A 25750-nucleotide genomic window follows, 5' to 3' on the forward strand; every position below is an offset into this window, starting at 1 on the left:
TTCGCACGAGCATATCCTGCCGATGAAGATTTGCTTCGTAGTCGACAAGTTTCCCTCATTGTCCGAGACTTTCGTTCTCGACCAGATAGCCGGGTGCCTTGAGCGCGGCATGGAAGTCGGCGTCGTCTGCAACGAGATGTCCTTCGGCAAGGACAGCAATATCGACGACTCGCGCTGGCACGCGTTGCCGGGAAAGGTCGTATGCTGGTGGGGTGGCCTGGGCCGCTATCGCCCACTGCTCAGGAAGTGGTCTGGCAGGTTCTGGGATAAACTCTCCACCGCCATCGACATCGCCTATGCGCGAAAATTGCAGAATGCCGACGTGATCGTCGCTCATTTCGGCAACAACGGCATGCGCGTGGCCCGTGCCATCAAGCGAGGCAGGATTTCCGCTCCCCTTATGACGATATTTCATGGCCGCGATGTCGGCGAGCCGCTGCATGACAATACGCTCGCGCGCTACAAAATTGTGTTCGAAAAGGGCGCTCTTCAACTGCCGGTGAATGCGTTTTTCCGAGATGCCTTGATCGAGGTTGGTGCACCGCCGACGCAGGTTATGGTTCACCATATGGGCGTGCGGCCGAGCGAGATCGATTTTCGGTGGCGTTCATGGGAGCAGGGCACGCTTTCTTTCATCTCGGTCTGCCGCCTGACCGAAAAAAAGGGTATCGAATATGCGCTTCACGCGCTCGCCAGCCTGCCGCGGCGCAACTGGGTCTATTCGGTGATCGGCGGCGGAGAACTTCTCGAGGAGCTGAAGGGGATCGCCGCGAATCTCGGCATCGCCGACAGAGTGACTTTTCTTGGCCCCCGTCCGCACAGCGAAGTGAAGCAGCGCCTGCGCGATGCCCATGTCTTCCTGCTGCCTAGCGTCGCCGCACGCGACGGCGATCTGGAGGGCATTCCGGTTTCACTGATGGAGGCAATGGCTGCCGGCCTGGCGGTGGTCAGCACGTATCACTCTGGGATTCCCGAACTGATCGAGGATCACAAGACGGGTTTTCTCGCGCCTGAGCGAGACATTGCGGCGCTGACCAGCAAAATGGCCTGGATCGCCGACAATCCGAAGCCTTGCGAGCAAATCGCCCTCGCCGCGCGCAAGAAGATCGAGGCGGACTTCAATGCGGATGTGCTGAACGAACGTTTCGCACAGATCGTCAAGCAGCTTGGCGAAACGAGGTTCGGTTCATGAATGCCAATCCGCCGCCCCCCCATTTCGGTCGTGTCGCCCTTCGTGGGGGGCTGGTAACGATCGGTGCGCAGGGCTTCAAGATGGCGATCCAGTTTCTTTCCGTCATCGTACTCGCCCGTCTGCTCGTTCCCGAGGATTTCGGCCTGGTGGCTTCCGTCGGGCCGATCGTGGCCTTTGTCGGGTTGCTTCAAAACCTGGGCCTCCAGCAGGCTGTGGTCCAGCGCAAGGACATCAGCGACCAGCAGCTCAACCAGGTGTTCTGGATCAGTGCGCTCGTCGGGTTGGGCAGTGCCGTGGTGGTGGCCGGCCTGGCGCCTGCCATCGCCGCATTCTACGGCGATCAGCGCATGTCCGGCATTACCCTTGGCTCCGCCTTGCCACTGCTGCTTGGCAGTCTTGCCGCGGTGCCGCTGGCGTTGATGAATCGCCACCTGCAATTCGGCCAGCTCGCCCTGAACGACGTGATAAGCGCCGCCGCCGGACTTCTGGCCGCCGCAATCGCGGCCTATGCGGGGCTGGGCTATTGGTCGCTGGTCATCGGCCCGGCGGTTTCGGCGATTGTCGCATTGGCGGCCGCGTGGCGAGTGGCGCGGTGGACGCCGCTGCGGCCGGATTTGAAAGTCGATGCCGACATATTGTCGTTCGGCGCCAATCTGACGGGCTTCAATCTTGCCAACTTCTTCTCGCGCAATCTCGACAACATTCTCATCGGAAAATACTCCGGCGCGGTCGAGCTCGGTTATTACGACCGTGCCTATAAGCTCCTGCTGTTCCCGCTGCAGAACATCAACCAGCCGCTGACACGCGTGATCGTGCCGCTGCTCAGCCGCATCCATGAGGACAAGGCTCGATTTCGCGACATCTATGTGCGGACCAACTGGATGCTTGCCGCCGTTACCATGCCCGGGGTCGCGGCGCTGACGCTGACCTCCGATCAGGTGGTGGGACTTCTCTTCGGCACGGGTTGGGCGCCAGTAGCGCCGATTTTCGCCTGGCTGGGCATCGCCAGCCTGACCCAGTCCGTTTCAAGCACGACCGGATGGATATTCATCTGTCAGGGCAAGACGAAGACCATGTTCCACTGGGGCATCTATTCGTCGCTGACGACCGTCACCGCCTTCATCGTCGGCTTGCACTGGGGTGCCGTCGGCGTTGCCGCGGCCTATGCCATCAGCGGTTACGTGCTGCGCGTTCCCGTGCTTGCCGTGCTGGTCCATCGCGTCGGTCCCGTCACTGCCGCCGACTTCCTGGTCATGCAGGGGCTTTTCATTGCCTCGTCCCTGCTCGCCTGGCTCGCGTACTTGTGGTTGCCGGCGTCGCTGACCGGCCAGTCAGACCTGCTCGCGGTCTTTCTGGCGGCTGCCCTCAACTACGGGATCGGTCTCGTTCTCATGCTTGCCGTCCCCCAGTCGCGCCGCGCGTTGTTCACCACCCTGTCCAATGCCGCGCGCAACATCCGCTGAGCGACCGTCGATCAACGGCGCCAGCAGGTTTGTGGCTGACATTGCCGAAGCATGTTCCTCAAGCACGGCCTGAAGGCTGGTCTGGCGGTAGAGGTCGAGGTTTCCCGCAAATCTACCGAGCTTTTCCCTCGCTTCCTCAGGCGTCACCGTGTCGATGTCGAGCACCACGTCGGCGACACCGATCCGCTTGGCCACTTCCTTGGTCTTGAACTCATAGGCGATTGGCAGCACCGGCGTGCCGACACAAAGCGACATGATCATCATGTGCATGCGCGTGGCGACCACGAAGTCGAAGCCTTTCACCAATGCCATCAACTGGTCCGGCGTGTGAAACGCAGCGTCCACCGTCACATGCTTGGCGATCTCCGGATCGAGCTCGGCCACGATTGCCCGTGCGGTTTTGGAATCGTCGTGGGCATATTCCGGTACACCCTGGCAAGTGGAGACGAAGGTCACCTCCTTGTCATGGTCCCTGACAAGGATCGTCGCGATCTCGCGGATCGAATCGAGATAGCGGCGCATGCCGCCTTCACCGTCGCTGACGTAGTTCCAGTGACGTACGGAAATGGCGACGCGGCCAGTCGGCGCCGGCGGCTGGCTGGAAGCGAGTGACTTGCCGATCCTATCGGTATCGGCCAGGGCGAATACGGCATCGGCCACCACGTGGCACTTGCCGAGATCCTTCACCAGATCCTGGATATGGGTCCGCGACCGTTCATCGCGCAGCAGGATGAGCGGGCTGCGGTCAAAGATCGGGCCAAGCTCCTGGCGGTTGTAACTTTTGTTGAACGGGCCGAGGGATTGCGTGAAGAAGACCGGATCCTTGCCAAATATGGCATCAAGCCGGAACTGATTGAGGCGTCGTTCGAGATTGTAGTTCTCGACGAGATAGGTTCCGCCGGTCGTGACCACGAGATCGGCGCCAGTGTAGATATCGAGGCTGCGACGATCGCTGCGGCTGAAAAACGTGCCAAGCGCGCTGCTGCCAAACCAACGCAGACCCTGAAGGATAATCTTGTTGTAGACGGGCTTGAGCAGGTTCTTCAGCCCGCGCCCGTGCTGGTACTTGAATATGGACTCCGATAGCAGCTTGTGAAATTCGAGGTCCGGATAGTCTTTCTTCGAATAGAGCCTCGCCGCGACGTCGGGCTGGCTATCGAAGATGAAGAACCGCGGGTCGCTCCCGGCGACTGCTTTGAGGATGTGCCGGATCGCCAGGAGAATCGCGGCATCCCCGGTGTTCAGGCAGACGGTGTTTTCGACCACGATCTTCATGGAATTACCTCATTTCGTCAGCAGATTCCGCGGCCAGGCCAGCGGTGCAGACGGGCATGGTGACCGAAAATGCCGCACGCCAGGACGATCCCGATGCGCTCCGCGTCACGATTTAGGGCGCCGCACCATGCTGGTGACCAACGCACGGTCCAAGTGGACCCAAGCAGGCCCGAGATTAACGCATCAATTTTGCAGTGCAACAGAAAACGTCGATCGATGCAGCAAAAATGTTGCGATGCAGCAAGAGCTGTACTAGCATTCCTTTGGGTGGGCCAACAGCGGTCGAGTTTTCATGCTGCATGTCTTGTACCTTGTGCACGACGTTTCCGACCCGGCCGTGCGCCGGCGGATCACGATGCTCAGGGCAGGTGGGGCCCAGGTCACCCTGGCCGGCTTCCGTCGCACCACGAATCCGATCGCGGATGTCGAGGGATTGCGGCCGATCGACCTCGGCGCGACGCGTGACGGGCGATTCGGCCAACGCCTCGCGGCGGTCGCCAAGGCTGCCCTATCGATAGGCTCGAAGCTTGGCGGCGTGCCAAGGCCCGATCTCATCATCGCGCGCAACCTGGAAATGCTGGCGCTGGCCCGCCGCGCCAGATCGGCCTTCAGTGCGTCGGTCCCGATCGTTTACGAGTGCCTCGACATTCATCGTCTCGTGCTTCGCAACGATGTCCTGGGCAAGGCGCTGCGCGCTACAGAACGCTTTCTGGCCAGGGACGTGAAGCTGCTGGTGACCAGTTCGCCTGCCTTCATCGCCAATTATTTCGAGCCCTTCGGCCAGGTCGCTGCACCCATCGAGCTGGTCGAGAACAAGTATTTCGAGGCCGCGGCGATTTTGCCCGGCGCCCCCGAGGCCGAAGGGAGTCCGGTCGGCCCGCCATGGCGGATCGGCTGGTTCGGCGCGCTGCGCTGCCGCCGTTCGCTCGAACTGCTGGCTGATTTCTCCCGCCGCATGGATGGGCGCTGCGAGATTGTGCTGCGCGGCCGTCCAGCTTTGTCCGAATTCCCGGATTTTCATGGCTTTGTCGAAGCTGAACCATGGCTGTCGTTTCGCGGGCCCTACCGCAACCCGGAGGACATGGCTGCGATCTATAACGACGTCCATTTTTCCTGGGCGATCGATTTCTTCGAAGCGGGGCAGAACTCAGAATGGCTTCTGCCCAACCGGCTCTATGAAGGCTGCCGTTTCGGCGCGGTGCCGATCTCGATGGGCAACACCGAGACCGGGCGGTTCCTCAAACAGCAGGATATCGGCGTGCTCCTGCCCGATGCGTCACCCGAGGCGCTCGAAGCCGCGCTCGGCAAGATGGAGGAGCATCGCTTCGCCAGGCTGAAGGGGCGTGTTCTGGCCCGCAACCCGAGGACCTGGAGCTACGACCGCAGCGATTGCCGGGCGCTTGTCGAGCGGCTGCGCAGCCTGACCGCCGTGCCCGGCTCCTTTGCCGCCGAGGCATTGGCATAGGATGGCCAGAGATGGACAGAGGCAAGATGGACAGAGGCGGATGACGCAGACTAAAAAACCCTCGTCCAGCCTGATCGTTATCCCGTGCCTGAACGAAGCCGCCCATATCGGCGTGCTGCTCGATCAATTGCGACCTGCCGCGGCAAGGCTTGGCGCCAGGATCATTGTCGCCGATGGCGGCAGCACCGACGGCACGTTGGCCATCGTCGAGAACGTCATTGCGAAGGACCAGCGCGTTATCCTGCTCCACAACAAGCGGCGCATACAAAGCGCGGCGATCAATCTCGCCGTCGGCACGTTTGGCGAGGGTGCCGACTATCTCATCCGGATCGACGCGCATGGCGGCTATCCCGACGATTATTGCGACCGGCTGGTCGAGGAAGCATTGGCCACCGGGGCAGATTCGGTTGTCGTTTCGATGCTTACCAGCGGCAGCGGCACCGTGCAGAAGGCGGCGGCCGCGGCACAGAATTCCAAGCTCGGCACCGGCGGCTCGAAGCATCGGCACCTTTCCGGGGGAGAGTGGATCGACCACGGCCATCATGCACTGATGCGGATATCGGCCTTCGGCGCTGTCGGCGGCTATGACGAGACGTTCAGCCACAACGAGGACGCCGAACTCGATTATCGCCTCCGCAAGGCCGGCTACAAGATCTGGATGAGCGGCAAGACGCAGATGGTCTACTATCCGCGCACCTCGCTCAGCGGCCTCTATTTCCAGTATCTCGGCTACGGCCGCGGCCGCGCCAAGAACGTGCTGAAGCACCGCGTTATCCCGAAGGTCCGGCAGATGGTGCCGTTGCTGGTGTTTCCGGTCGTGCTGTTGGCGGCCTTTTCGTTCGTGCATTGGCTGGCGGCGGTGCCATTGTTGCTGTGGGCATCGGTGTGCCTGGGCTACGGACTGGTGACGGCGCTCCGCCAGCGCAAGGCCGACGTCGCGCTGGCCGGCGTCTCGGCTATGGTCATGCATCTTGGCTGGTCAGTCGGCTTCTGGCTGCAGCTTCTCGGCCTCGGGTCGCGGCGCGGGGTAGCGTGATGACGGCGCAGGCCAAGAACCGCAGCATCGACATCGGCGTCTGCACGTTCCGCCGGTCGGAACTGGCCGACACGCTGCGCTCGCTCGACGCCATGGAGATGCCGGCGGGATTCGATATCCGCATCATCGTCGCCGACAATGACGACACCCCGACCGCAAGCGACCTAGTGATGGCGCTATCGCAGGAATTGACGGTGCCTATCCACTATCAGCATGCCCCGGCGCGCAACATCTCGATCGCCCGCAACGCCTGCCTCGACGCCAGCATGGCCGATTTCGTCGCCTTCATCGACGACGACGAGACTGCCACACCCGCATGGCTCGCCGGGCTGGTCGCGACGGCTGAAGCCAGCGGTGCCGCCGCCGTGCTCGGTCCGGTCAGGGCGCGCTATCGCCCGGATGCACCGGACTGGATGCGGCGCGGCGATTTCCACTCGACCTTACCCGTCTGGGTGCGCGGTGAGATCCGGACCGGCTACACCTGCAACGTTCTGCTGCGGATGGGATCGGACAGCCTGCGCGGCCGCCGCTTCAGCCTGGCGCGCGGCCAGACCGGCGGCGAGGACACCGAGTTCTTCGACCAGATGTACAAGGCCGGCGGCCGCATCGCCTTCTCGCCCGAGGCCTGGGTCGACGAGGTGGTGCCGCGCTCAAGGGCGGCATTCGACTGGCTCGGTCGCCGCCGCTTCCGTGTCGGGCAGACGCATGGCCATCTTCTGGGCAGCAGCGCCAGCGGCATCGGTCTGGTCGGGCAGGTCGGCCTGGCGTCGGCAAAGGCCATCTATTGCTTCGCCTCGGCACTTCCGGTCGTCGTCAGTCCGGTTCGCAGGAACCGCAGCGTGCTGCGCGGCATCATGCATGTCGGCGTCGTCAGCGGCCTCGTCGGCATCCGCGAAATCCGCCTTTACGGCCAGCCTTCGCCACAGGAAGGAGGCAAGCGTGCAGCCTGACGTCTCCTTTGTCCCCGATGTTTCCTTTGTGATTGCCGCCTACAACGCCGAGGCGACCCTCGATCGGGCGATCGCCAGCGCCATCGCCCAGAAAAATGTCAGCGTCGAAATCATCGTCGTCGACGATAAGTCGCGCGATGCGACCCTGGACGTGGCGCGGGCCCATCCGCAGGATGTCGTCCGCGTCGTCGCCCTGGCCAGCAATCGCGGCCCTGGCGGCGCCAGGAATGCCGGCCTCGACGCCGCCCGTGGCAGATGGATCGCGGTTCTCGATTCCGACGACGCGGTCTTCCCCGACCGCATCGCCAAGATGATCGCGCGCGCCGAAACGGCCGGTGCCCAGATAGCCATCGACAATCTGCAGGTCATTCGCGAGGACGGTGTCGTCGAGGACACGATGTTCCCGCGGCACTATCTGGAAGGCTTGCGCGAGATTTCCCTGGCCACCTACATCGCTGGCAACGTCGTCTTCGAATCGAAGTTCAATCTCGGCTATCTCAAGCCGATCTTCCGGCGCGAGTTCCTGAACGAGAACCGGCTTCGCTATGACGAGAAGCTGAGGATCGGCGAAGACTACATCCTGTTTGCCTGCGCCCTGGCCAAGGGCGGCAAATGCGTCGTCGAGCCTGATATCGGCTATGCCTATCATATCCGCAGCGGCTCCATCTCGCGCGTGCTCGAGCTTCACCACGTCGAAGCGATGCGCAAGGCGGATGCCGTGTTCGCCCAAACCCATCAGATGGATGAGGCCGCGCAAGCGGCGTTTGCCCGGCGCAGCCGCAGCCTGCGCAAGGCCGCCTCGTTCCTGTCGATGGTTCAGCACATCAAGGCGCGGTCCCCGCTCAAGGCGATCCGGACGGCGCTCAGCGACCCGGCAGCGGTCAGGCATATGGGCATGCCGATCGCGGTGCGGTTGCGAAGAATGGCGGCACAGTTTGCCGTTGGGGTGGGGAGGTGAAGATGCAGGCACATGGAGGGATTTTTCGTGGCCTGTGAATGGACTGAAGTCGATCTCCTCAGAAGGAATTTGCGATGAAGAAAATCAGGAAGGCCGTGATACCGGTGGCGGGGCTTGGAACACGGTTCCTGCCGGCGACCAAGTCGATGCCGAAGGAAATGCTTCCCGTGGTCGACAGGCCTGTCGTGCAATATGCGGTGGACGAGGCCTTCGAGGCGGGCATCGAGCACATCGTGTTCGTGACCGGTCGCAACAAAGCGGTGATCGAGGACTATTTCGACCTGCATCCGGAATTGATCGGAACGCTGGAGCAGACCGGCAAGAAGACCCAGTTGGAGGCGCTCGAAAGCATGCTGCCTGTGGCCGGCGCCACCAGCTTCATCCGCCAGCAGTCGCCGCAGGGCCTCGGGCACGCCGTCTGGTGCGCGCGCGAGGTTATCGGCAACGAGCCCTTCGCCTTGCTGCTGCCGGACATGGTGTCCTTCGGCGGGCGAGGATGCCTCGCAGAAACCGTCGACCTTTACGAGCGCACCGGCGGCAATGTGATCGCCGTCGAGCGTTGTGAACCGAGCGAGACCAACAAATACGGTATCGTCGGCCGTGGCGCCGAGATCGGCGGCGGTTTCGAGGTGACGGGCATGGTCGAAAAGCCGGCGCCGGCCAACGCGCCGTCGAACTTCTACATCAACGGCCGCTACATCCTGCAGCCCGAGATCTTCGCGCTTCTGGGCAATCAGCAGCGCGGCGCCGGCAACGAGATCCAGCTGACGGACGCCATGGTCCGTCTGTCGAAGGATCAGCCGTTCTTCGCCCAGCCTTTCAAGGGTCGTATGTTCGACTGCGGTTCCAAGGAAGGTTTCATCCAGGCCAACATCGCCTTCGCTTTGTCGCGCGACGACATGAAGGGGCCGGTCTTCGAGATGCTTCAGGAGTTCGTCCGGTCGCATGAACGCCAGGAAGAAGCCGCATAATGCCCATCTTTCGGGAGTATTGTCGGGTGGTTGGCGAAGAGGGGCCGCCAAGCCCTCGCCGTCTCGCACGGCGCTTGCGTTGCTCCTGGCGATGCTCCCGATCTTCGAGGCGCCTGCAAGCCAAAGCATGATCCCGGAAAGTGGGTCCCGGTTTCCGGAAAAGATCATGTTCAAACAGTGAGATAGAGCCCATTGCGATCAATCGGAATGGGACCGGCTCTAGAATTGGACCGAAGATGAATTATGCCAACTTTCCTCTCGACAAGAGGATGCCATTGCCGAATTCGGACGCAGGAGACGGTGAAGACTTCATCGATATCGAGCGGCTGCTTGGCATGGCCGCACGGCAGGCCAAGGTGGTTGCCGTGTGTGCTGTCATCGGTGTTTTTCTGGGTCTGCTCTATCTGCAGACAACGCCGCCCAAATATCAGTCGGTCGCGAGCGTGCTGATCGACGAAGGCTTGAACAAGATCGTCGATGATATTTCGGCGGCGTCGACAACCATGCAGACCGATTCCGCCATCCTGAGTCAGATCGAGATCCTGACCTCGACGCGGCTTGCCGCCGTGGTCGTCGACAAACTGAAGCTCGACCAGAACGATGCGTTCATGAATCCGCCCGTATCGGCTCTGGCGAAGGGCGTCGGTCTGGTCCGCAGCGTGATCCAGTATGTCCGCCCCAGCCCTTCCATGTCCGGTGGTGCTGACTTCAGCAAGCTCGACCCGGCAGCCCGCGACGCGCTGATCGCCACGTCGCGTCGCGACTATGCGATCCTCAAGCTGCAAAACGAGATCCAGGCGGCGCGCACCGGGCGAAGCTTCGTCATCAACCTCGGTTATCAGGCGACGGATCCGGCCCTGGCCCATGCGATCACCAAAGCCTATGCCGATGCCTATCTCGCCGATCAGCTCGATGCCAGCTTTGACGCCACCGAGCGGGCGGCGGTCTGGCTGCAGGGCCGGTTGACGGAATTGCGCCAGAGCTCGCAGGCGGCATCGCTCGCGGTCGAGAAATTCAGGGCCGAACATGGCTTGGCCGCCAACAGCGATGGCCAGCTGATGAGCGACAAGCAGCTCTCCGATCTCAACGCCCAGCTCATCGTGGCGCAGGCCGATACCGCGCGTGCCAGCGCCCGCTACCAGCAGTACAAGACGATTGTCGACAGCGGCTCCGACAACGCCTTCAAGGATGCCGCCATATCGAGCGACCAGCCGAGCAGCTCGGTCATCGCGGCGCTCAAGACCCGCTATCTAACGGTGACCAAGCGGCTGCAGGACGTCGAGGCGAATTTCGGCCCCGAGCATCCGCAGGCGGTGGCGCTTGCCAAGGAGAAGGCCGACATATCGACGCAGATTTTCGGCGAACTGAAGCAGCTGACCGAAAGCTATCGCAACGAATATGAGGTGGCGCTGGCGCGCGAGACCGCGCTCAGGGCCAATGTCGCGGCCGCACAGGGCAAGAGTTCCGTCGACAACCAGACGCAAGTCAAGCTGCGTGAACTCGATCAGCAGGCGACGGCGCTCACCACGCTCTATCAGACATTCCTCGGCCGCTATGAGGAAGCCGCGCAGCAGCAGTCCTTCCCGGTTGGCAAGATTCGCATCATCTCGGACGCTTCGATGCCGATGGCCGCGTCAAGCCCACGCACAATCGTCGTGCTCGGACTTTCACTGGTTCTTGGCATGCTGATGGGCGCCGGCTTCGGCGGCCTGAACGAGTTCAACGAACGCTTCTTCAGGACCGCCGAAGATGTACGCGACCGCGTCGGCCTGAAATTCCTCGGCTATCTGCCGACGATCGGCGGCAAGCTCGGCAAGGAAGAAAAGCCGGGCGAGACCCAGGTGGATGCCAAGACCGCCAAATCGCTGTCGGCCGCGGAAAAACGAGCGCGCATGCGGGTCAGCATCGATTCGCCTGCCTCGATGTTCTCCGAAACGCTGCGCAGCGCCAAGATAGCCTTCGACGTCGTCATGGAAGGGCAAGGCAGCCGCGTCATCGGCATCATCTCGGTGCTTCCCGGCGAGGGCAAGTCGACGGTCGCGGCCAATCTCGCCGGCTTGCTTGCCGCCAACGGCGCCAAGACGCTGCTGATCGACGGTGACTTGCGCAATCCCGGCCTCAGCCGGGGGCTTGGCATGGAAGCCGAGCAAGGCTTGATGGAAGCGGTGGTCAACGGCCAGAGCTGGCAGTCCGTCGGCAAGATCGACAGGCAGACGAAGCTGGCGATCATCCCGGCGGTGCTGCGCGGGCACTTCTCGCATACCAGCGAACTTCTCTCCTCGGCCGGCATGCGGCGCTTCATCGAGAACGCCAAGGACACGTTCGAATACATCGTCGTCGATCTGCCGCCGCTCGGACCGGTGGTCGACGCCAAGGCCTTCGCGCCGCTGGTCGACGGTTTTGTGCTCGTCACCGAATGGGGCCGCACGCCGCGCGCGATGGTCAGGTCGATGCTGGAATCTGAACCCTATGTCGCCAACAAGATCGTTGGCGCGGTGCTGAACAAGGTAGACCTGAAAAAGCTGGCCAAATACGGATCATTTGGCGGCTCGGAAAAGTTCTTCGACAAATACTCGAGCTACTATCTGGAAAAGTCGGAAGTGCGCGGCAAGGCGCCGGTCTGATATCGGCCGTTGCCCAAGCAGGCCCTTTTCTCCAAGCATTGCGAGGGATGAGGGTCGGCGCGCTTTAAGTCTTTGTTTTCAGACATGTCGTTGCGCCAAAGCCGCGACATGCCTTGGGAGCCGGTCCGCTCCAGGAGCAGCTCGTCGGCGATTCTGACGGCAGTCAGCCCGTCCGCTAAAGGATGGCGGCCAGTGTCGAGTAGTTCGGAAACCCGAGGCTTGACAGTAGGGCGCCTGCACGGACAGTCGCGCCGACGATCACCATCGAGACGAGATGCGGCAGCCCGGCGCGGACCATGACGCCGAGCAGGGCCGCGCCGACGACATCGTGGAGCAGGTAGAGCGGATAAGTCATCAGCCCGATGCGGCGCCAGCCGCTCCAGGGCAGGTCGAGCCGCAGTGACCATGCCATTAAGGCAATGGCGATGAGGAAGATGAGGATCGGCGGTGCGAACGGCATCTCTCGCCCCACCTTCAGGATATGAACGTCGACCGAACTGGCGATCTGCAGCACGCCGCCGCCCAGGAACAGGGCGCGGAAGGCAAGGCGAGCGGCGGTCACCGCCTTGAAGCGCATCAGCCAAGCATGACGCCGGTCGCGAAGAAAACGCCGTGATGCACCAGAAGCAGGTCGAGCGTGCGTGCTTCGGCAAGGTCGGCCCAGTCGAGCGGGTAGTACAGGCACCGGAACAGCGTGCTGACCAGGCCGATGGCAACGGCCACCATTTCTATCTGATGGAAGCGGCCGAGCCTGAGCAGGATCCAGACGATGGCATAGAAGGCGATCTCGATGCCCAGCGTCCAGTAGACGCTGTCCACCCAAGGCGCATAGGGGCGAACAGGCCGGTGCGGACGAGCCGGATGACGGAATCCGTCGGCCAACTGAGACCGACGATCAAAAGCACGACGGCGGTGACCGGTGCGCAGATCCACACCGCCGGCGCCAGCCGCTTCACCCTTGCTTCGAAAAACCGCAAGGGCGTCGACCTTTCGGCGCTGAAGGCGATGACGAAGCCGCTGATGACGAAGAAGATCTGGACGCCGAGCCGGATTCGACCCAGGCGCCTATTGCCGGTTGCTGGGGAATACCGCCCGTGGCGCGCGCCGAAACGCCGTCCGGATACGCCCACACCCAGAAGCCATAGTGGTAAACCATGACCATGACGGCGGCGGGAAACCGCAGGATGTCGACGCCGCCAAATGTAATCTTCTGCTGAGACATGCGACCTTATCGGTGGCCCCCGCGAAAAACTGTAGGGTGCATTGCTGCGTTGCACAATAAGAGATTGCTCGTCGATCAGAAAAGCCACCTCGACAAGCCAAATCCTTCAGCGGCTCAAAGGTCGATTCCACGCTCCTTCAGGGCCGCGGTGATCTCGTCGAGGATGATCGGATCGTCGATCGTTGCCGGCATGGTCCATTCCTCCTTGTCGGCGATCTTCTGCATGGTGCCGCGCAGGATCTTGCCCGAGCGTGTCTTGGGCAGGCGCTTGATCGTCACCACCGTCTTGAAGGCGGCGACCGGGCCGATGCGTTCGCGCACCAGACCGACCACTTCGTTCTCGATCAGGCCGACGTCGCGCGTCACACCCGCGTTCAGCACCACGAAGCCAAGTGGAACCTGGCCCTTCATGGCGTCGGCAATGCCGATGACCGCGCATTCGGCCACATCGGGATGGGCGGAAAGCACCTCCTCCATGGCGCCGGTCGACAGCCGGTGCCCGGCGACATTGATGATGTCGTCGGTGCGGGCCATGACGTAGAGATAGCCGTCCTCGTCGACCATGCCGGCATCCGCCGTCTTGTAGAAGCCGGGGAACTCGTCGAGATAGGCTTGGCGGAACCGCGCATCGGCATTCCATAGCGTCGGCAGGCAGCCGGCTGGCAGCGGCAGCTTGATCACCACATTGCCCAGCGTGCCGCGCGGCACTTCGTGGCCACCATCGTCGAGCACGCGGATGTCGTAGCCGGGCATCGGCACGCCGGGCGAGCCGTATTTCACCGGCAGCAGGCCAAGCCCGGCGGGATTGATCGTCATCGGGGAGCCGGTCTCGGTCTGCCACCAATGGTCGACCACCGGCACGTTCAGCTTCTGCTCCGCCCACTTGATGGTTTCCGGGTCGGCGCGTTCGCCGGCGAGGAACAGCGTGCGGAATTTCGACAGATCGTATTTCGCGATGAAATCGCCCTTCGGATCCTGCCCCTTGATGGCGCGGAACGCGGTCGGTGCGGTGAAAAGGGCGACGACGTCATGCTCCGATATCACCCGCCAGTAGGTGCCGGCGTCCGGCGTGCCGACAGGCTTGCCCTCGAACAGGATGCTGGTGCAGCCATGCAGCAGCGGCCCGTAGACGATGTAGGAATGGCCGACCACCCAGCCAACATCGGATGCTGCCCAGAACACTTCGCCCGGCTTGACGCCGAACTCGTTTTCCATCGTCCATTTCAGCGCGACCATGTGGCCGCCATTGTCGCGCACGATGCCCTTGGGCTGACCGGTCGTACCCGATGTGTAGATGATGTAGAGCGGGTCGGTGGCAAGCACCGGCACGCAGTCGACATTGGCGCCAGCCGCCCGTTCGCGGGCGACGGCATCGGCGTAGTCGATGTCGAAATGCTCCTTCAACTCGCAGCGCAACTGGTCGCGCTGCAGGATCAGGCAAGCGTCCGGCTTGTGGCGGGAGATCTCGATCGCCTTGTCGAGCAGCGGCTTGTAGGCGACGACGCGGCCCGGCTCCAGGCCACAGGACGCGGAAATGATCAGCTTCGGCTTGGCGTCGTCGATGCGGGTGGCAAGTTCATGCGAGGCAAAGCCGCCGAAGACCACCGAATGCACGGCACCGATGCGGGCGCAGGCCAGCATGGCGATCGCCGCCTCGGCCACCATCGGCATGTAGATGATGACGCGGTCGCCCTTGCCAATGCCGCGATTCTTCAGCACCGAGGTGAGCGCGACCACCTCGCGCTTGAGCTCGGCATAGGTGAATTTCCTGACCGTTCCGGTGATGGCGCTGTCATGGATCAGCGCGATCTGGTCGGCGCGCCCGCCGGCGACGTGGCGGTCGACGGCATTGTAGCAAGTGTTGCAGGTGGCGCCGGTGAACCAACGGCCATAGACACCGGCCGTGGCATCGAACACCTTGTCCCAGGGCGAATACCAGTCGATGGCCTCGGCCGCGTCCGCCCAGAATTGTTCCGGGTCGCGTTTCCAGCCGTCGTAGACCTCGTGATAGCGTGAAGCCATCCGTATCCTCCCCAGGAATGATTTTTCCTCCCCTCCAGATAGTGCGCTCTAACCTTGGCCGCAAATAGACGCCATTGTGCTGATGACATCGACCGGGCGCTTGGGGGCAAGCAGCTATGAAATTGCGATACGGGATTGGAGCGGCGATGTTTGCTGCTGTGCGGATCATCGGACGCTTTGCGCTCTCATCGGTCATCGCGCGGCACTTGCGATCCCCGCTGGAACCGCTCAGGCTGGCGATGCCGCCGCACGGCGTGTCATCGGCTTTTCGCCCGATGGCGCTTATTTCGCCTTCGAGCAATATGGAACGCTCGACGCTGGCGCCTCGGACTCCGGCTGGTCGCAGATCGACGTCATCGATACCCGTACGGATCAGTTCGTTGGCGGCAAGCCGATCGTTATTGTCGACGAAACGGAAGAGGCGACGCTGACGCTGGAGCAGGCGAGAGCCCAGGCCGCGGCACAGGCGGCGCCCATCCTTGCCAGATATGCCATTGCCTCACTGGGCGAGCAGACAGTGTCCGACAAGTTCACCTTTCCGGGTGAGATGGTTGCCTACAACGACATTTCCCGCCTCAAACGGGTGTCGCAGAAATGGCTGTCGCCGCTCTATGACGAAACGGGCATTTCGACCATCCGCCTCGACGAGATCCTTGCAGCCAGCACGAGTGATTGTTCGGCGAGTTTCACAGCGACGCAGCAGGACGAGACATCTGGCAAGGCGCTCGGCTTCCGGCTGACGTTGCAAGGGCAGGACGGCAACCCGTTCAAGATCCTGCACGAGGACAAGACCGTGCCGGGCTCGAGAAACTGCCCGACCTCCTACAGCCTGTCGGAATCCTACCAATTCACCCCGGCCGGCAAGCCGACGGTGATCGTCGTGCTGGTGCAGCGTTTCAGCCAGGGTTTCGAGGGGCGCGATCGCCGCTTCCTTGCCGTGACAGGGCAGCCGCACTGACAAGCCCGAAGCTTAACTAGATCGGCAAGGCCACAAGCATTAGGCCAATGCCGCCAGCGATCAAAATAGCCGTCGCCAGCGCCTTTCTGTGACGTTCGAAGCTCGTCGGAGCCCGTTCCCAATTGTAACGCATACGCAATCTCCCCAGACCCAGGCAGGTTTTACCTTACTCTAGGGAAGAAAAGCAACCGTCCAGCCGATCGGTTCAGTTGCTTGTCACCTCGCGTCGACGACTATTTCTGGGACGATGCCGGCCGGGAACAGACAGCCGTGCCGTTTTCGCGACTTGGCGAGGGCCTGTCGGAACGCATCGCCGCACGAGCCGCACGGGCGTCCCCCATGTCGTCTGATAGACATGGTTCCCTCGCCGCGCTATCTGAATTCTGGGTTTTGCATGGCTTGGTGGGGTTCGTGATGGAAATTGCCTCTGAAACGGTTCTGCGGCTGGCGGAAGACGCTTCGGTCCAGCATGTCGGCGATGGCGCCGTCGTGCTTTTGGCGCGTAGCGGCCAGCTCTACACGTGCAACGGCACGACCGAAGCCTTTCTCGACAAGGTGGACGGCGCGCGCAACCTCGACCAGATCGTCGACCTGCTTTGCGAGGAGTTCGAGGTCGACAAGGGGACGCTCGACCAGGACATCGCGGCACTGGCCACGGACCTGGTCTCGGAAGGTATCCTCGCCGCGCCAGATGCTTGATGGCTAAGGGTGCCGCCTGATGGCCGACGGTCCTCTCCTGCGCGCTTTGTTTCGCTGCCACATCTGGGCAAGCGCACGGCTGATGCCGGTCCTGGTCGCCAACCGCAGCTTCGAGGACGTGCTCAAATGGGCGCCGCTCACCTCGTCGACGCCCTATCGCGGCTTGCCATCCGCCTACATCGTCGCCGCCGTCAACCGCGCCGTTCGCCATCCCTGGCTGATGCGCGACCGCAGGTGCCTGAGAGAGGGCCTGCTCGGTCATCGTTTCCTGCGCCTTGCCGGCTTCGATCCGGACCTGCGTTTCGGCGTCGATCCGAAGTCGATGCAGGCGCCGCGCATGTCGGCGCATTGCTGGGTCTGCCTCGACGGCAGGCCGGTGGTCAGCGACAGTCTTCCCGGCATGGTCGAGATCTACCGTCACCATGCCGATGCCCAAAAGGTGCGTCCCACTTGACCAGACCTTCAGCGTGTTATGGCCTCAACGGCCAGATCCTCGGCATATCAGCCGAGCGCTCCGAGCTATGGCAGGATCTCGACAGGATGCTCGCAGGCTTGCGTGTCGCGGAACCGGTCGAGCCTGACTTTCGTCTCGGGATCACCGAAACAGAGACCCTGGACGAGACACCCCATGGATCGCTCGTCTTCGCTGGCGAGGTGCCGGAGGATGGCTCCTGCCGGATGATCGAGGACGGCGGCACCGTCCATCTCGTCTTTCCCGGGCGTCAGACGGTTGCGATCAATGGCGGGGATGGTTGGGCAGAGCTCCGGGTTCGCCCCGGTACGAAAGCCGCGTGGACGCCGTCGATGCTGGTCCTGGACGCCGCGCTCGACGCCGGTGGCCAGCATATGCTTCACACCGCGGGCCTGACGTTGCCGGATAGCGACGCAGTGGTGCTGATCCATGCCCCGAGCGGAACCGGCAAGACCACGACGTCGCTGGCGCTGGCAACACAAGGCTTTGGCCTCTGCTCCGACGACGCCATGATCGTCAATGTCGCGTCGGGCAAGGTCGTGGCCTGGGGCTTGCCGCGCGCCGTCAAGATCCACCGGAAGACGGCCGAGATGATCCCGCAGGTGGCGCCATGCCTTCGCCAGACGTGGGATCGCAACGGCGAGCAGCCCGTCTCGCTTGAAAGGCTGGCCGGGATCGTGCGGGTCGAAAACGCGTCCGCCAGGCCGGTGGCGGCCCTTCTCCACCTGGCGCGCTCCGCCGACAGCCAGACCCGACTCGTCGCCATGGCCAGGACCGACGCAATGGTGGCGCTGGCGGTGGACAATGTCCGCACGGGCATGACCGGGCTGCTGCCGATGCAAAAACGCCGGTTGGCGACCATCGCCGGGCTGGTCAATTCGGTGCCGACCTTCCGATTGGAGGTGGGTGCGCGCCCGGCCGACGCGGCGACGCTGATCAGCGCCGCTCTGGATTGAAATCAAGTCAGGCAATCTGCGGCCTGGCCTTGGCCAGCCGCTGGATCCACCGGAAGGCGTCGCGGCGCAGGCGCGAACCAAGCTTGTCCCTGGAGTTGACGCTAAGCAGCGTGTTCGTGTTGATCAACCGCCTGGCCAGCCGTATCGAGAGATCGGGCTTGATCCGGCCGGCGAGCTCAAGCGCGCGGCTCTCCTCGAACAATTGGCCGGTCACATTGAGCACAACAGCCAATTCAAGCTCGATGCCGGTCATGCGGGCAGCGTCGAACAGGCGTCTTTCCGCTTCGGGTGACTGCAGCGCTCGCACGCCTTGCAGCACGTCGACGCAAAGCTGCAGCCGATGGAATTTGTGGCCGCCGGCGGCGTGCACGATGGCGATCGTCAAAAGTGCCGCCGGCGTGTCTGTCGCTTCGCCGTCGATCGCGCGCAATTCCCGGAACCCCAGCGACAGGCGCCGCCGCATGCCGGTGTCATGCACCAGGTCGCCATGCAGCTCGACCAGCAGGCTCGAATTCTCCTTTTCGAGCCATTTGAACTCCTGCAGCTCGTAGGATTCAGCCTCATTGCTGCCAAGCTCGAAGCCGCAGGCCGCGATCACCCGGTTTGCCCGCGAAAGGTTGGTGGGCTCGACCAGGATGTCGATGTCGGTGAACGGCCTGTCGGCGACGTTGCGGTAGAGCTTTCGCGCGAAGACCGGACCCTTGACGATCCGCGCCGGAACATTGTCCGCCGCCAGCCCTTTCATGATGCGGTCGCCATGGTACTGCAGCAGCATCGACTGGCCGGTGGCGATCGTTCCCTTCTGGCGCAGATCGTCCAGCCTGCCGTGCAGGTCCGCATCCGCCGGCAGATGCGCGTCGCCGCGCTCTTGCAGCTTGCGCAGCATGATCGGCAGCACGCCATGGAACTCGGCATTGTCGAGCAGCGCGGTCAGGGACTTTGCCGACAAATTTTCGCTGGTAGCCGCTGCCTCGGGATCGGCGAAGCGCAGCAAGAGTCTTTCTTCGGCAGAAGTAAGCGATGACAGCATCGAACCAGCCAGCGTTGCGAGCAAGTCAGGAATGGTTGCAGAAAAGCCTGATGGAAGCCAGGGTTACATGCCCCAGCGCAACGCCGCCGTGTGTACCGGTTCGTCCCAGAATGCGGTCGTCTCGTCGTCGAGCATGGTGAGTGTGATCGAGCAGCCGGCCATGTCGAGCGAGGTGACGTAGGAGCCGACCAGTGAACGGGTCACCGTCACGCCGTGCTTCTCGAAAATCGCCCGCGCGCTGTTGTACATCAGATAGAGTTCCATCAGCGGCGTGCCGCCGAAGCCATTGACGAACAGCAGCGCCGGGCCTTTCGCCTTGTCGCCGAGATCGCCCAGGATCGCGGCGCAAATCTCCTGCGCGGTAGCATCCGCGCTTTTCAACGTGTCGCGCCGGCGTCCGGGCTCGCCATGGATGCCGACACCAAACTCCATCTCGCCGTCGCCGATGTCGAAAGTCGGCTTGCCCGCCGCCGGCACGGTGCAACTGGTCAGCGCGACGCCCATCGAGCGGGTGGCAGCGTTGACGCGGTCGCCGAGCGCCTTCAACGGTGCCAGCGCCAGGCCATGTTCTGCCGCCGCGCCGACGATCTTTTCCACCACCAGCGTGCCTGCGACGCCGCGCCGGCCCGTCGTATAAGAAGAATTCTCGACGGCGACATCGTCATTGGTCACGATCTGCTGGACGCCTTCCGACATCTCGGCCGCCATGTCGAAATTCATCACGTCGCCTTCATAGTTCTTGACGATGAACAGGCAGCCTGCACCGGTGTCGACGGCCTGCACCGCCGCCAGCATCTGGTCCGGTGTTGGCGAGGTGAACACTTGGCCGGGGCAGGCGGCGTCCAGCATGCCGTGACCGACAAAGCCGCCATGCAGTGGCTCGTGACCGGAACCGCCGCCGGAGATCAGCGCCACCTTGCCCGGCCGCAAGGCCTTGCGGCGGATGAATTTGTGCTCGTCGCCAAGCACGAGGATGTCGGCATGGGCGGCCACGAAACCGTCGAGGCTCTCGGTCAGCACCGTATCCACCGAGTTCATGAATTTCTTCACGGCCGTCTCCTCCCGAAATAGGCCTTATACAAAGCGATCAGCTACCTTTTCCGGTGATGCTGGTGATCTTCTGGATAAAATCGTTCACCGCCCTGTCGAGCGCGGCGTTCTGCTTGTCGTCGCCGAAATCGGGCACGATCAGCGAGACATGCCGCGTCTTGCGCATGCCCGATGCGATCGACATCTTGCCTGGATGCGCCTGGTGATAGGCAGCGAGAAACTGGTCACGCTCGGCCGGGCTGAAATGGCAGACGGAAAATATAGCCGGCAAATGTTTTGATGGAATCGGGATCGAGTAGGCCGGGCTGGAAATCTGCGTGACGAAACTGCGGTGCTTGCCGAGCGCATCGGCGAGGCGCTGGCGCATACCGGACGGGCGCTGGTCGATGACGTGCGACAGGATCGTCTTGTAGGCGCGGATCGCCTCTTCGGAACCGGGTTCGGGTGCCTTGTCGACCATGCCAGCCGCGCCTAGACCGAAATATCCGCGATGGCCGCCTTGGCCATGGCGAGTTGCGCCGGTGCAACGGAAAGATCGCGCAGGCCGATCTCGAGCAGTGACGGGATCGAGGCTGGGTCGCCGCTGGCATCGCCGCACAGGCTGATAGGGATATTCTCCCGCTGGCCAAACGCGGTCACCGCAGCGATCAGCCGCAGCACGGCCGGATGACGGACCGAATTGAGATGTGCCACCGCAGCGTTGTCGCGGGCCGCCGCCATCACATACTGGGTAAGGTCGTTGGAGCCGATCGAGAAGAAGGCGGCATCAGTAAAGGCTTCGGGCACGATCGCCACCGAAGGCACCTCGACCATGATGCCGAGCGGCGGCATCTTGTGCACGATGCCGCGCGTGGCAAGCACCGCCTGCTCCTCGGCGAACATCGCCGCTGCCTGCCGGTATTCCTCCACAATGGCGATCATCGGAAACATCACTTTCAGACTGCCGTGGACGGCGGCGCGCAGCAGCGCCCGGATCTGTACACGAAACACCTCGGGTCTTGCCAGCGACAGCCTGATCCCGCGCAGGCCGAGGAATGGATTGCCTTCCGCGACGGTGAAGCCCGGCACCGGCTTGTCGCCGCCGGCATCGACGGTGCGGATCGTCACCGGTTTGTCGCCGGCCCACTCCAGCACCTTGCGATAGGCGCGATACTGCGTCTCCTCATCCGGCAGAGTCTTGCCGAACAGGAATTCGGTGCGCATCAGGCCGACGCCGTCGCAGGTCGCGATGTCGATGCCGTCGACATCGGACGGGTCGGCGATGTTGACCTGCACACGCACCATCGTGCCGGCCTTGGTCACCGCCGGCCGCGCCAGGAACGTTCCAGCCCGGTCGCGGCGCGCCGAGAATGATGAAGAGGATTGGCGAAAGGCGTCGATTTCGGCTTTGGACGGCGACAGCACGATGCCGCCATGTTCGGCGTCGAGCAAGGCGATGCCGGCAGGATGGGCCGGTGAGCTGCCAAGACCCACAACCATGGGGACGCCGCGCGAGCGCGCCAGCATGGCGACGTGGCTGGCGGTGCTGCCCGCCTTTAGCGCGATGCCGCCGCCGCTGGTCCAGTCGGTTTCGAGGAAGCGCGTCGGCGCGATGTCCTCGCCGTAGAGGATGGCACCGGCTGGCGCCGGGACGTCGCCATCCTCGGACAGGGCTCGCAGCACCTGGTCCCTGATGTCGCGGATGTCAGCGGCACGCGCGCGAAAGTAATCCTGGTCGGAAGCATCGTAGCCGGCGATTTCGGCGTCGAGCGCCTGCCGCCAGGCCTTGTCGGCAGGCAGGCCGGTCCGGATCGCGGCAAAGGCCGGGCTGCTCAGCGCATTATCCCCCAGCATGGCGATCTGGAACTCGAGAATGTCGGCGGCATCGCCCACGGCCATCTCGATCAATACTGTAAGGCGGCCCGCCGCGATGGCGATTGCGGTTTCGAGCGCGGCCTTCTCGTCGTCGGCTGTTTCCTTGCCGACATAGGATACGACAGTCTTGTCGAGGTCGAACAGCGGCCCCTCGGCATAGCCGGCCGAGGCCGAAATGCCTTTAACCCGCATTTCTCGAACTCCATGCGGCCTGCGTTGCTCTTTCGGCGAGGCATATACGGCGACGGGCGGCGAAAAGCGTATAAAGACATACGGTTGAGCCGCCCGTCGCCGTAGATGGCCGCCGAAAGGCAACCCGAAAGGGCCGGTTGAAGAAACCGGCAGGCGGCGTCGCCGCGCTTGCCCGATGGAGCCGCATCGCTCGTCGCGCGGCTCCTACCCTGCCGGCTTCTTGAACCGGCGCAGGCCACATCGAGTGTGAGAAATGCGGCTTAAGCCTAAGCGGTCCGGACATGGTCCGCGCCTTCATCGAAATCGCGCCGCACCAGTTCGACCAGCGCGTCGACGGCATCATTGGCGCCGTCGCCGCTGGCCCTGATGTGCAGCACCGTGCCCTTCGGCGCCTTGGCCGCCATCACCTTGACGATGCTCTTGGCGTCGAACCATGGTCCATTGGCGGCCAGCGCGATTTCCACCTCGGCGGCAAAGGTCTTGGCCAGCTTGGTGAACTTCACCGAAGGACGCGCGTGCAGGCCCACCTCGTGGGTGATCACAACGGTCGCTTCGGCGGATACGGACATGTCTTTCAAAATTCCTGTTCAATCACGACGGCGACAATTCATGCGCCGTCGCCACCACTTCCCTGAGCGAGGCGCCGCCGGAGGCTTCGGTCGCCGCCATCACCGCGCCTTCGACGATCGGCGCGTTGCACACGATGATCTTTTGCGACCGTGGCTCGCCGATCATCTCCACCGCCATTTCTGAGTTGGTCTCGGCGCCGCCGAGATCGACCAGAATGGCGACGCCGGCTTCCGACCAGGCCTTCTCGATGGCGCCCATGATCGCCTCGACATTGGTGCCAAGCCCGCCATGACCGTTTCCGCCGCACCATGCAAGCGGCACTTCGTCGCCCACCATCTGGCGCACCATGTCGGCCGTGCCCTCGGCGACCAGCGGCGAATGCGAAACGATGACGATGCCGACATTGCTCATGGCTGACCTTCCAGCGTTTCGACGATCGTGCGCACCAGAAGCGTGGTCGAACGTGCGCCGGCATCCATATGGCCGATCGAACGGTCGCCGAGGAACGACGCACGGCCGCGCAGGGCCTTCATAGGCACGGTCGCCTTGGCCGCAGCGTCGGCGATATCGGCGATTTCCGGCGCTGTCTTTCCCTGCAGCAGCGCGTCGTGCACCGGCTGAAGCACGTCGAGCATGGTTTTTTGTCCAACCTGCGACTTGCCGCGAGCTGCCACAGCTTCGATGGCCTTGCCGAAAGCCGCCGTCAGATTGGCGCGATCGGGCGCCGCCGAAATCTGCTTGCCGAGCGCCAGGAACAGGGTGCCGAACAGCGGGCCGGAGGCGCCACCGACCGTCATCACCAGCTTGGTGCCGATCGCCTTCAGGGCTTCGGGCAACGGCCTGGCCGAAAACGCCGCGGCTTCGGCCCGCACGGCCTCGAAGCCGCGCTTCATGTTCAGCCCGTGGTCACCGTCGCCGATCGCCTGGTCGAGCGTGGTCAACTCCTCGGCGTGCGCGGCAATCGTATCCGCGGCGGCCGCGATCAGCCTGGCAAGGTTCAACGCCGCCATGTCGCCCGCATTCCCGGTTTCCATGCCGTCCGCAGTATCGAAAGAACGGTCATTCGACAACTGGAGCATGCGTCAGGCCGCTGCATGCAGCGCGGCGACCGCCGCGAAGACTTCGGCCACCGCATGAGCACCGGGGTCGACCACGCCTTGCAGCTTGCTGCCGACATAGGCGGACCGTCCGGCTTTCGCCCTGTCCATGGCGGCGGTGGCCTCGGCACCGCGCCGAGCGGCTTCTGCCGCTTCCTCCAGACCACTGGAGTCGAGCGCTTTCAAGGCTGGTTCCAGGGCATCGATCATGGTGCGATCGCCAATGCTCGCGCCGCCATAGAAAGTCATTCGCTCAAGGCCGGCAAGCAGCGCCTTGGCAAGGTTCGCGTCGCTGTCCAACGCTTGCGCCGCCGCGGTGAAAAAGATAGACAGCAGCACGCCGCTGGAGCCGCCCATGGATGCGCTCAGAATGTCGCCTATCGCGCCAAGGGTGGCTGCAGGTTCGGCAAGCGGCAGCATATCAAGCCGCTCGAGAATACTGCGCGCGCCGGTCGCCACTGTCGAACCGGTGTCGCCGTCGCCCGCCTTGGCATCCAGCCCGTTCAAAGTGGCTTCGAGCGCGATCAGCCTTTCGCAGACCGTGACGACAAGGGATCTGGTCCGCGCATTCTGACTGGGCTTGCGTGCCGCGCTCTGTCCGGCTGGTTTCGCCATCGGCAGGATGACGGGTGACACAACAGGCTTTGCCGGCATCCAGGCGTGCGGGCCGACCGGCGCCAACAAGGCCGTCTCGCGCGTGGCGTCGAGCCGGATCAGCGACAGCGAGAAACCGTTCATGTTGAGCGCCGTCATCAGCGGTCCGGGGCCGATCGTCAGCTTGATGGTTTTGGCGAGCGGCGATGCAAGCACCGCGTTGGCGATAACAGACATTTCGAGCGGCGGCACCGAACCGAGATTGTTGATCAAAAGGGCGTAGGTGGCCTTGGGATCAAGCCGTGCCGCGAGGCGCTCAGCCATGATCGCGACCAGCCTGTCGGCACTTTGCACCGCAATCCTATCGACGCCCGGCTCGCCATGAATGCCGAGGCCGAGTTCGCCATCGTTCTCGCCAAACCTGTCTTCGTGCGGCTGGCCCGGGATCGAGCATGACGACAGCGACATGCCGAGCGAAACGATGTCCTTCGCCGCCGCGCGAGCGGCTGCCGCAACGGACGCCAGATCGTGGCCGGCCTCCGACAGGTGGCCTGCGATCTTGTGCACGAACAGGGTGCCGGCAACGCCGCGCGGCTGGGCAATGTCGGGGAGCGCGATGTCGTCGGCGACAATCACCATCTCGACGCGAACCCCTTCGGCGCGCGCCTTCTCGGCGGCCAGGCCGAAATTGAGGCGGTCGCCGGTGTAGTTCTTGACGATGAGCAGGCATCCGGCCGGGCCGGTCACCGCGCGGATGGCCGCCAGCACCGCTTCGACGCTTGGCGAGGCAAAGATCTCGCCCGAGACCGCCGCCGTCAGCATGCCCTTGCCGACGAAGCCGGCATGCGAGGGTTCGTGCCCGGCACCGCCGCCGGAGACGACGCTGACCTTCGTCCTGTCCCAGTCGGCGCGCAGGATGACCTTGATTTCGGGATAGCCGTCGAGACGCGCGAGATCGCCTGATCCAATGGTCCGCAACAGGCCATCCAGCGCCTCGGTGACGATCGTTTCCCTGCGATTGAAAAAGTGCTTCATCGAATTTCGTCCAGCCCCGTATCCGCAATCGTCAATCAAAAACCGGTGCTGAACCTTGGAAGGAG

General features: G+C 63.2%; 24 protein-coding genes and 1 pseudogene. 13 read left to right on the forward strand and 12 right to left on the reverse strand.

Annotated features, from left to right (window positions below; all coding sequences use genetic code 11):
* Positions 1-22: 22 nt before the first annotated feature.
* Positions 23-1192, forward strand: coding sequence for a glycosyltransferase (locus ASD12_RS20195; RefSeq protein WP_056589927.1), 1170 nt, complete (start codon positions 23-25; stop codon positions 1190-1192).
* A complete protein-coding gene (locus tag ASD12_RS20200; protein WP_056589930.1) occupies positions 1189-2655 on the forward strand; it encodes a lipopolysaccharide biosynthesis protein in 1467 nt (488 codons plus the stop codon). The genes ASD12_RS20195 and ASD12_RS20200 overlap by 4 nt, the downstream gene beginning before the upstream one ends.
* Positions 2656-2880: 225 nt before the next feature.
* Here ASD12_RS20200 and ASD12_RS20205 read toward each other — a convergent pair.
* Positions 2881-3930 (reverse strand): annotated as a pseudogene (locus tag ASD12_RS20205) (polysaccharide pyruvyl transferase family protein); the annotation flags it as partial.
* Between the two features lie 292 nt (positions 3931-4222).
* Between ASD12_RS20205 and ASD12_RS20210 the strand changes: the two are divergent.
* The 6 genes from ASD12_RS20210 to ASD12_RS20235 all read left to right on the forward strand — a co-directional run bounded on the left by ASD12_RS20210 (position 4223) and on the right by ASD12_RS20235 (position 11934).
* Positions 4223-5395, forward strand: coding sequence for a glycosyltransferase (locus tag ASD12_RS20210; protein ID WP_056589933.1), 1173 nt, complete (start codon positions 4223-4225; stop codon positions 5393-5395).
* A gap of 40 nt (positions 5396-5435) precedes the next feature.
* The gene (locus tag ASD12_RS20215) at positions 5436-6431 is read left to right on the forward strand and encodes a glycosyltransferase family 2 protein (RefSeq protein ID WP_056589936.1); all 996 of its coding nucleotides are present in this window, start codon (positions 5436-5438) and stop codon (positions 6429-6431) included.
* Positions 6431-7381 (forward strand): glycosyltransferase, encoded by a 951-nt coding sequence (locus ASD12_RS20220; RefSeq protein ID WP_056589938.1) that lies wholly within the window; start codon positions 6431-6433, stop codon positions 7379-7381. The genes ASD12_RS20215 and ASD12_RS20220 overlap by 1 nt, the downstream gene beginning before the upstream one ends.
* A complete protein-coding gene (locus tag ASD12_RS20225) occupies positions 7371-8339 on the forward strand; it encodes a glycosyltransferase family 2 protein (RefSeq protein WP_056589941.1) in 969 nt (322 codons plus the stop codon). The genes ASD12_RS20220 and ASD12_RS20225 overlap by 11 nt, the downstream gene beginning before the upstream one ends.
* A gap of 74 nt (positions 8340-8413) precedes the next feature.
* The gene (locus tag ASD12_RS20230) at positions 8414-9310 is read left to right on the forward strand and encodes a UTP--glucose-1-phosphate uridylyltransferase (protein WP_056589945.1); all 897 of its coding nucleotides are present in this window, start codon (positions 8414-8416) and stop codon (positions 9308-9310) included.
* A gap of 236 nt (positions 9311-9546) precedes the next feature.
* On the forward strand, positions 9547-11934 hold the full coding sequence (locus ASD12_RS20235) for a polysaccharide biosynthesis tyrosine autokinase (RefSeq protein WP_056589947.1): 2388 nt from the start codon (positions 9547-9549) through the stop codon (positions 11932-11934).
* A 175-nt stretch (positions 11935-12109) separates the two neighbouring features.
* Here ASD12_RS20235 and ASD12_RS35430 read toward each other — a convergent pair whose 3' ends face one another.
* Complete coding sequence (locus ASD12_RS35430) at positions 12110-12511, reverse strand: hypothetical protein (RefSeq protein ID WP_244482909.1); 402 nt, start codon at positions 12509-12511, stop codon at positions 12110-12112.
* Positions 12511-12753, reverse strand: a complete 243-nt coding sequence (locus ASD12_RS35435; RefSeq protein ID WP_244482910.1) for a hypothetical protein — start codon at positions 12751-12753, stop codon at positions 12511-12513. The genes ASD12_RS35430 and ASD12_RS35435 overlap by 1 nt, the downstream gene beginning before the upstream one ends.
* A gap of 42 nt (positions 12754-12795) precedes the next feature.
* On the opposite strand from ASD12_RS35435, the gene ASD12_RS35440 reads away from it, so the two are divergent.
* Positions 12796-13092, forward strand: a complete 297-nt coding sequence (locus tag ASD12_RS35440; RefSeq protein WP_244482911.1) for a hypothetical protein — start codon at positions 12796-12798, stop codon at positions 13090-13092.
* A gap of 178 nt (positions 13093-13270) precedes the next feature.
* Here the strand turns inward: ASD12_RS35440 and ASD12_RS20245 are convergent, their stop codons facing one another.
* Positions 13271-15178, reverse strand: coding sequence for a propionyl-CoA synthetase (locus ASD12_RS20245; protein WP_056589950.1), 1908 nt, complete (start codon positions 15176-15178; stop codon positions 13271-13273).
* 82 nt (positions 15179-15260) lie between these two features.
* On the opposite strand from ASD12_RS20245, the gene ASD12_RS20250 reads away from it, so the two are divergent.
* The 4 genes from ASD12_RS20250 to ASD12_RS20265 all read left to right on the forward strand — a co-directional run bounded on the left by ASD12_RS20250 (position 15261) and on the right by ASD12_RS20265 (position 18263).
* Entirely contained in the window at positions 15261-16136 is an 876-nt protein-coding gene (locus tag ASD12_RS20250; protein WP_082525551.1) for a DUF2259 domain-containing protein, read from the forward strand.
* Positions 16137-16550: 414 nt separating this feature from the next.
* Positions 16551-16835 carry a PqqD family protein gene (locus ASD12_RS20255; protein ID WP_082525564.1) on the forward strand — a complete coding sequence of 95 codons (285 nt, stop codon included), beginning with the start codon at positions 16551-16553 and terminating at the stop codon, positions 16833-16835.
* A 19-nt stretch (positions 16836-16854) separates the two neighbouring features.
* Positions 16855-17289, forward strand: coding sequence for a lasso peptide biosynthesis B2 protein (locus ASD12_RS20260; protein WP_056589953.1), 435 nt, complete (start codon positions 16855-16857; stop codon positions 17287-17289).
* The gene (locus ASD12_RS20265) at positions 17286-18263 is read left to right on the forward strand and encodes a hypothetical protein (RefSeq protein ID WP_056589956.1); all 978 of its coding nucleotides are present in this window, start codon (positions 17286-17288) and stop codon (positions 18261-18263) included. The genes ASD12_RS20260 and ASD12_RS20265 overlap by 4 nt, the downstream gene beginning before the upstream one ends.
* A 7-nt stretch (positions 18264-18270) precedes the next feature.
* On the opposite strand, the gene ASD12_RS20270 is transcribed toward ASD12_RS20265, so the two are convergent.
* From ASD12_RS20270 to ASD12_RS20305, 8 genes are all read right to left on the reverse strand, one after another.
* Positions 18271-19293, reverse strand: a complete 1023-nt coding sequence (locus tag ASD12_RS20270; protein WP_056590185.1) for a nucleotidyltransferase family protein — start codon at positions 19291-19293, stop codon at positions 18271-18273.
* Positions 19294-19356: 63 nt separating this feature from the next.
* The gene (dhaK, locus tag ASD12_RS20275; protein ID WP_056589961.1) at positions 19357-20343 is read right to left on the reverse strand and encodes a dihydroxyacetone kinase subunit DhaK; all 987 of its coding nucleotides are present in this window, start codon (positions 20341-20343) and stop codon (positions 19357-19359) included.
* A gap of 37 nt (positions 20344-20380) precedes the next feature.
* Positions 20381-20803, reverse strand: coding sequence for a hypothetical protein (locus tag ASD12_RS20280; protein WP_056589964.1), 423 nt, complete (start codon positions 20801-20803; stop codon positions 20381-20383).
* A gap of 11 nt (positions 20804-20814) precedes the next feature.
* Positions 20815-22389, reverse strand: a complete 1575-nt coding sequence (gene ptsP / locus ASD12_RS20285; protein ID WP_056589966.1) for a phosphoenolpyruvate--protein phosphotransferase — start codon at positions 22387-22389, stop codon at positions 20815-20817.
* Between the two features lie 266 nt (positions 22390-22655).
* Entirely contained in the window at positions 22656-22958 is a 303-nt protein-coding gene (locus tag ASD12_RS20290) for an HPr family phosphocarrier protein (RefSeq protein WP_056589970.1), read from the reverse strand.
* A gap of 22 nt (positions 22959-22980) precedes the next feature.
* Positions 22981-23370 (reverse strand): dihydroxyacetone kinase phosphoryl donor subunit DhaM, encoded by a 390-nt coding sequence (gene dhaM, locus ASD12_RS20295; protein ID WP_056589973.1) that lies wholly within the window; start codon positions 23368-23370, stop codon positions 22981-22983.
* Complete coding sequence (dhaL, locus tag ASD12_RS20300) at positions 23367-23969, reverse strand: dihydroxyacetone kinase subunit DhaL (RefSeq protein WP_056590188.1); 603 nt, start codon at positions 23967-23969, stop codon at positions 23367-23369. Before dhaL ends, dhaM begins: the two co-directional genes overlap by 4 nt.
* Before the next feature lie 72 nt (positions 23970-24041).
* The gene (locus ASD12_RS20305; protein WP_056589977.1) at positions 24042-25685 is read right to left on the reverse strand and encodes a dihydroxyacetone kinase subunit DhaK; all 1644 of its coding nucleotides are present in this window, start codon (positions 25683-25685) and stop codon (positions 24042-24044) included.
* Positions 25686-25750: the final 65 nt, after the last annotated feature.

This window comes from Mesorhizobium sp. Root102 (genome assembly GCF_001425625.1).
Lineage (GTDB): Bacteria > Pseudomonadota > Alphaproteobacteria > Rhizobiales > Rhizobiaceae > Mesorhizobium.

Excerpts from the sequence above, each read along its gene's own strand:
- ASD12_RS20195 (WP_056589927.1), top strand. The coding sequence starts at position 23 with ATGAAGATTTGCTTCGTAGTCGACAAGTTTCCCTCATTGTCCGAGACT.
- ASD12_RS20200 (WP_056589930.1), top strand. The coding sequence starts at position 1,189 with ATGAATGCCAATCCGCCGCCCCCCCATTTCGGTCGTGTCGCCCTTCGT.
- ASD12_RS20210 (WP_056589933.1), top strand. The coding sequence starts at position 4,223 with ATGCTGCATGTCTTGTACCTTGTGCACGACGTTTCCGACCCGGCCGTG.
- ASD12_RS20215 (WP_056589936.1), top strand. The coding sequence starts at position 5,436 with ATGACGCAGACTAAAAAACCCTCGTCCAGCCTGATCGTTATCCCGTGC.
- ASD12_RS20220 (WP_056589938.1), top strand. The coding sequence starts at position 6,431 with ATGACGGCGCAGGCCAAGAACCGCAGCATCGACATCGGCGTCTGCACG.
- ASD12_RS20230 (WP_056589945.1), top strand. The coding sequence starts at position 8,414 with ATGAAGAAAATCAGGAAGGCCGTGATACCGGTGGCGGGGCTTGGAACA.
- ASD12_RS20235 (WP_056589947.1), top strand. The coding sequence starts at position 9,547 with ATGAATTATGCCAACTTTCCTCTCGACAAGAGGATGCCATTGCCGAAT.
- ASD12_RS35430 (WP_244482909.1), bottom strand. The coding sequence starts at position 12,511 with ATGCGCTTCAAGGCGGTGACCGCCGCTCGCCTTGCCTTCCGCGCCCTG.
- ASD12_RS35440 (WP_244482911.1), top strand. The coding sequence starts at position 12,796 with ATGACGGAATCCGTCGGCCAACTGAGACCGACGATCAAAAGCACGACG.
- ASD12_RS20245 (WP_056589950.1), bottom strand. The coding sequence starts at position 15,178 with ATGGCTTCACGCTATCACGAGGTCTACGACGGCTGGAAACGCGACCCG.
- ASD12_RS20250 (WP_082525551.1), top strand. The coding sequence starts at position 15,261 with ATGACATCGACCGGGCGCTTGGGGGCAAGCAGCTATGAAATTGCGATA.
- ASD12_RS20255 (WP_082525564.1), top strand. The coding sequence starts at position 16,551 with ATGGAAATTGCCTCTGAAACGGTTCTGCGGCTGGCGGAAGACGCTTCG.
- ASD12_RS20260 (WP_056589953.1), top strand. The coding sequence starts at position 16,855 with ATGGCCGACGGTCCTCTCCTGCGCGCTTTGTTTCGCTGCCACATCTGG.
- ASD12_RS20270 (WP_056590185.1), bottom strand. The coding sequence starts at position 19,293 with ATGCTGTCATCGCTTACTTCTGCCGAAGAAAGACTCTTGCTGCGCTTC.
- ASD12_RS20280 (WP_056589964.1), bottom strand. The coding sequence starts at position 20,803 with ATGGTCGACAAGGCACCCGAACCCGGTTCCGAAGAGGCGATCCGCGCC.
- ptsP (WP_056589966.1), bottom strand. The coding sequence starts at position 22,389 with ATGCGGGTTAAAGGCATTTCGGCCTCGGCCGGCTATGCCGAGGGGCCG.
- ASD12_RS20290 (WP_056589970.1), bottom strand. The coding sequence starts at position 22,958 with ATGTCCGTATCCGCCGAAGCGACCGTTGTGATCACCCACGAGGTGGGC.
- dhaM (WP_056589973.1), bottom strand. The coding sequence starts at position 23,370 with ATGAGCAATGTCGGCATCGTCATCGTTTCGCATTCGCCGCTGGTCGCC.
- dhaL (WP_056590188.1), bottom strand. The coding sequence starts at position 23,969 with ATGGCGGCGTTGAACCTTGCCAGGCTGATCGCGGCCGCCGCGGATACG.
- ASD12_RS20305 (WP_056589977.1), bottom strand. The coding sequence starts at position 25,685 with ATGAAGCACTTTTTCAATCGCAGGGAAACGATCGTCACCGAGGCGCTG.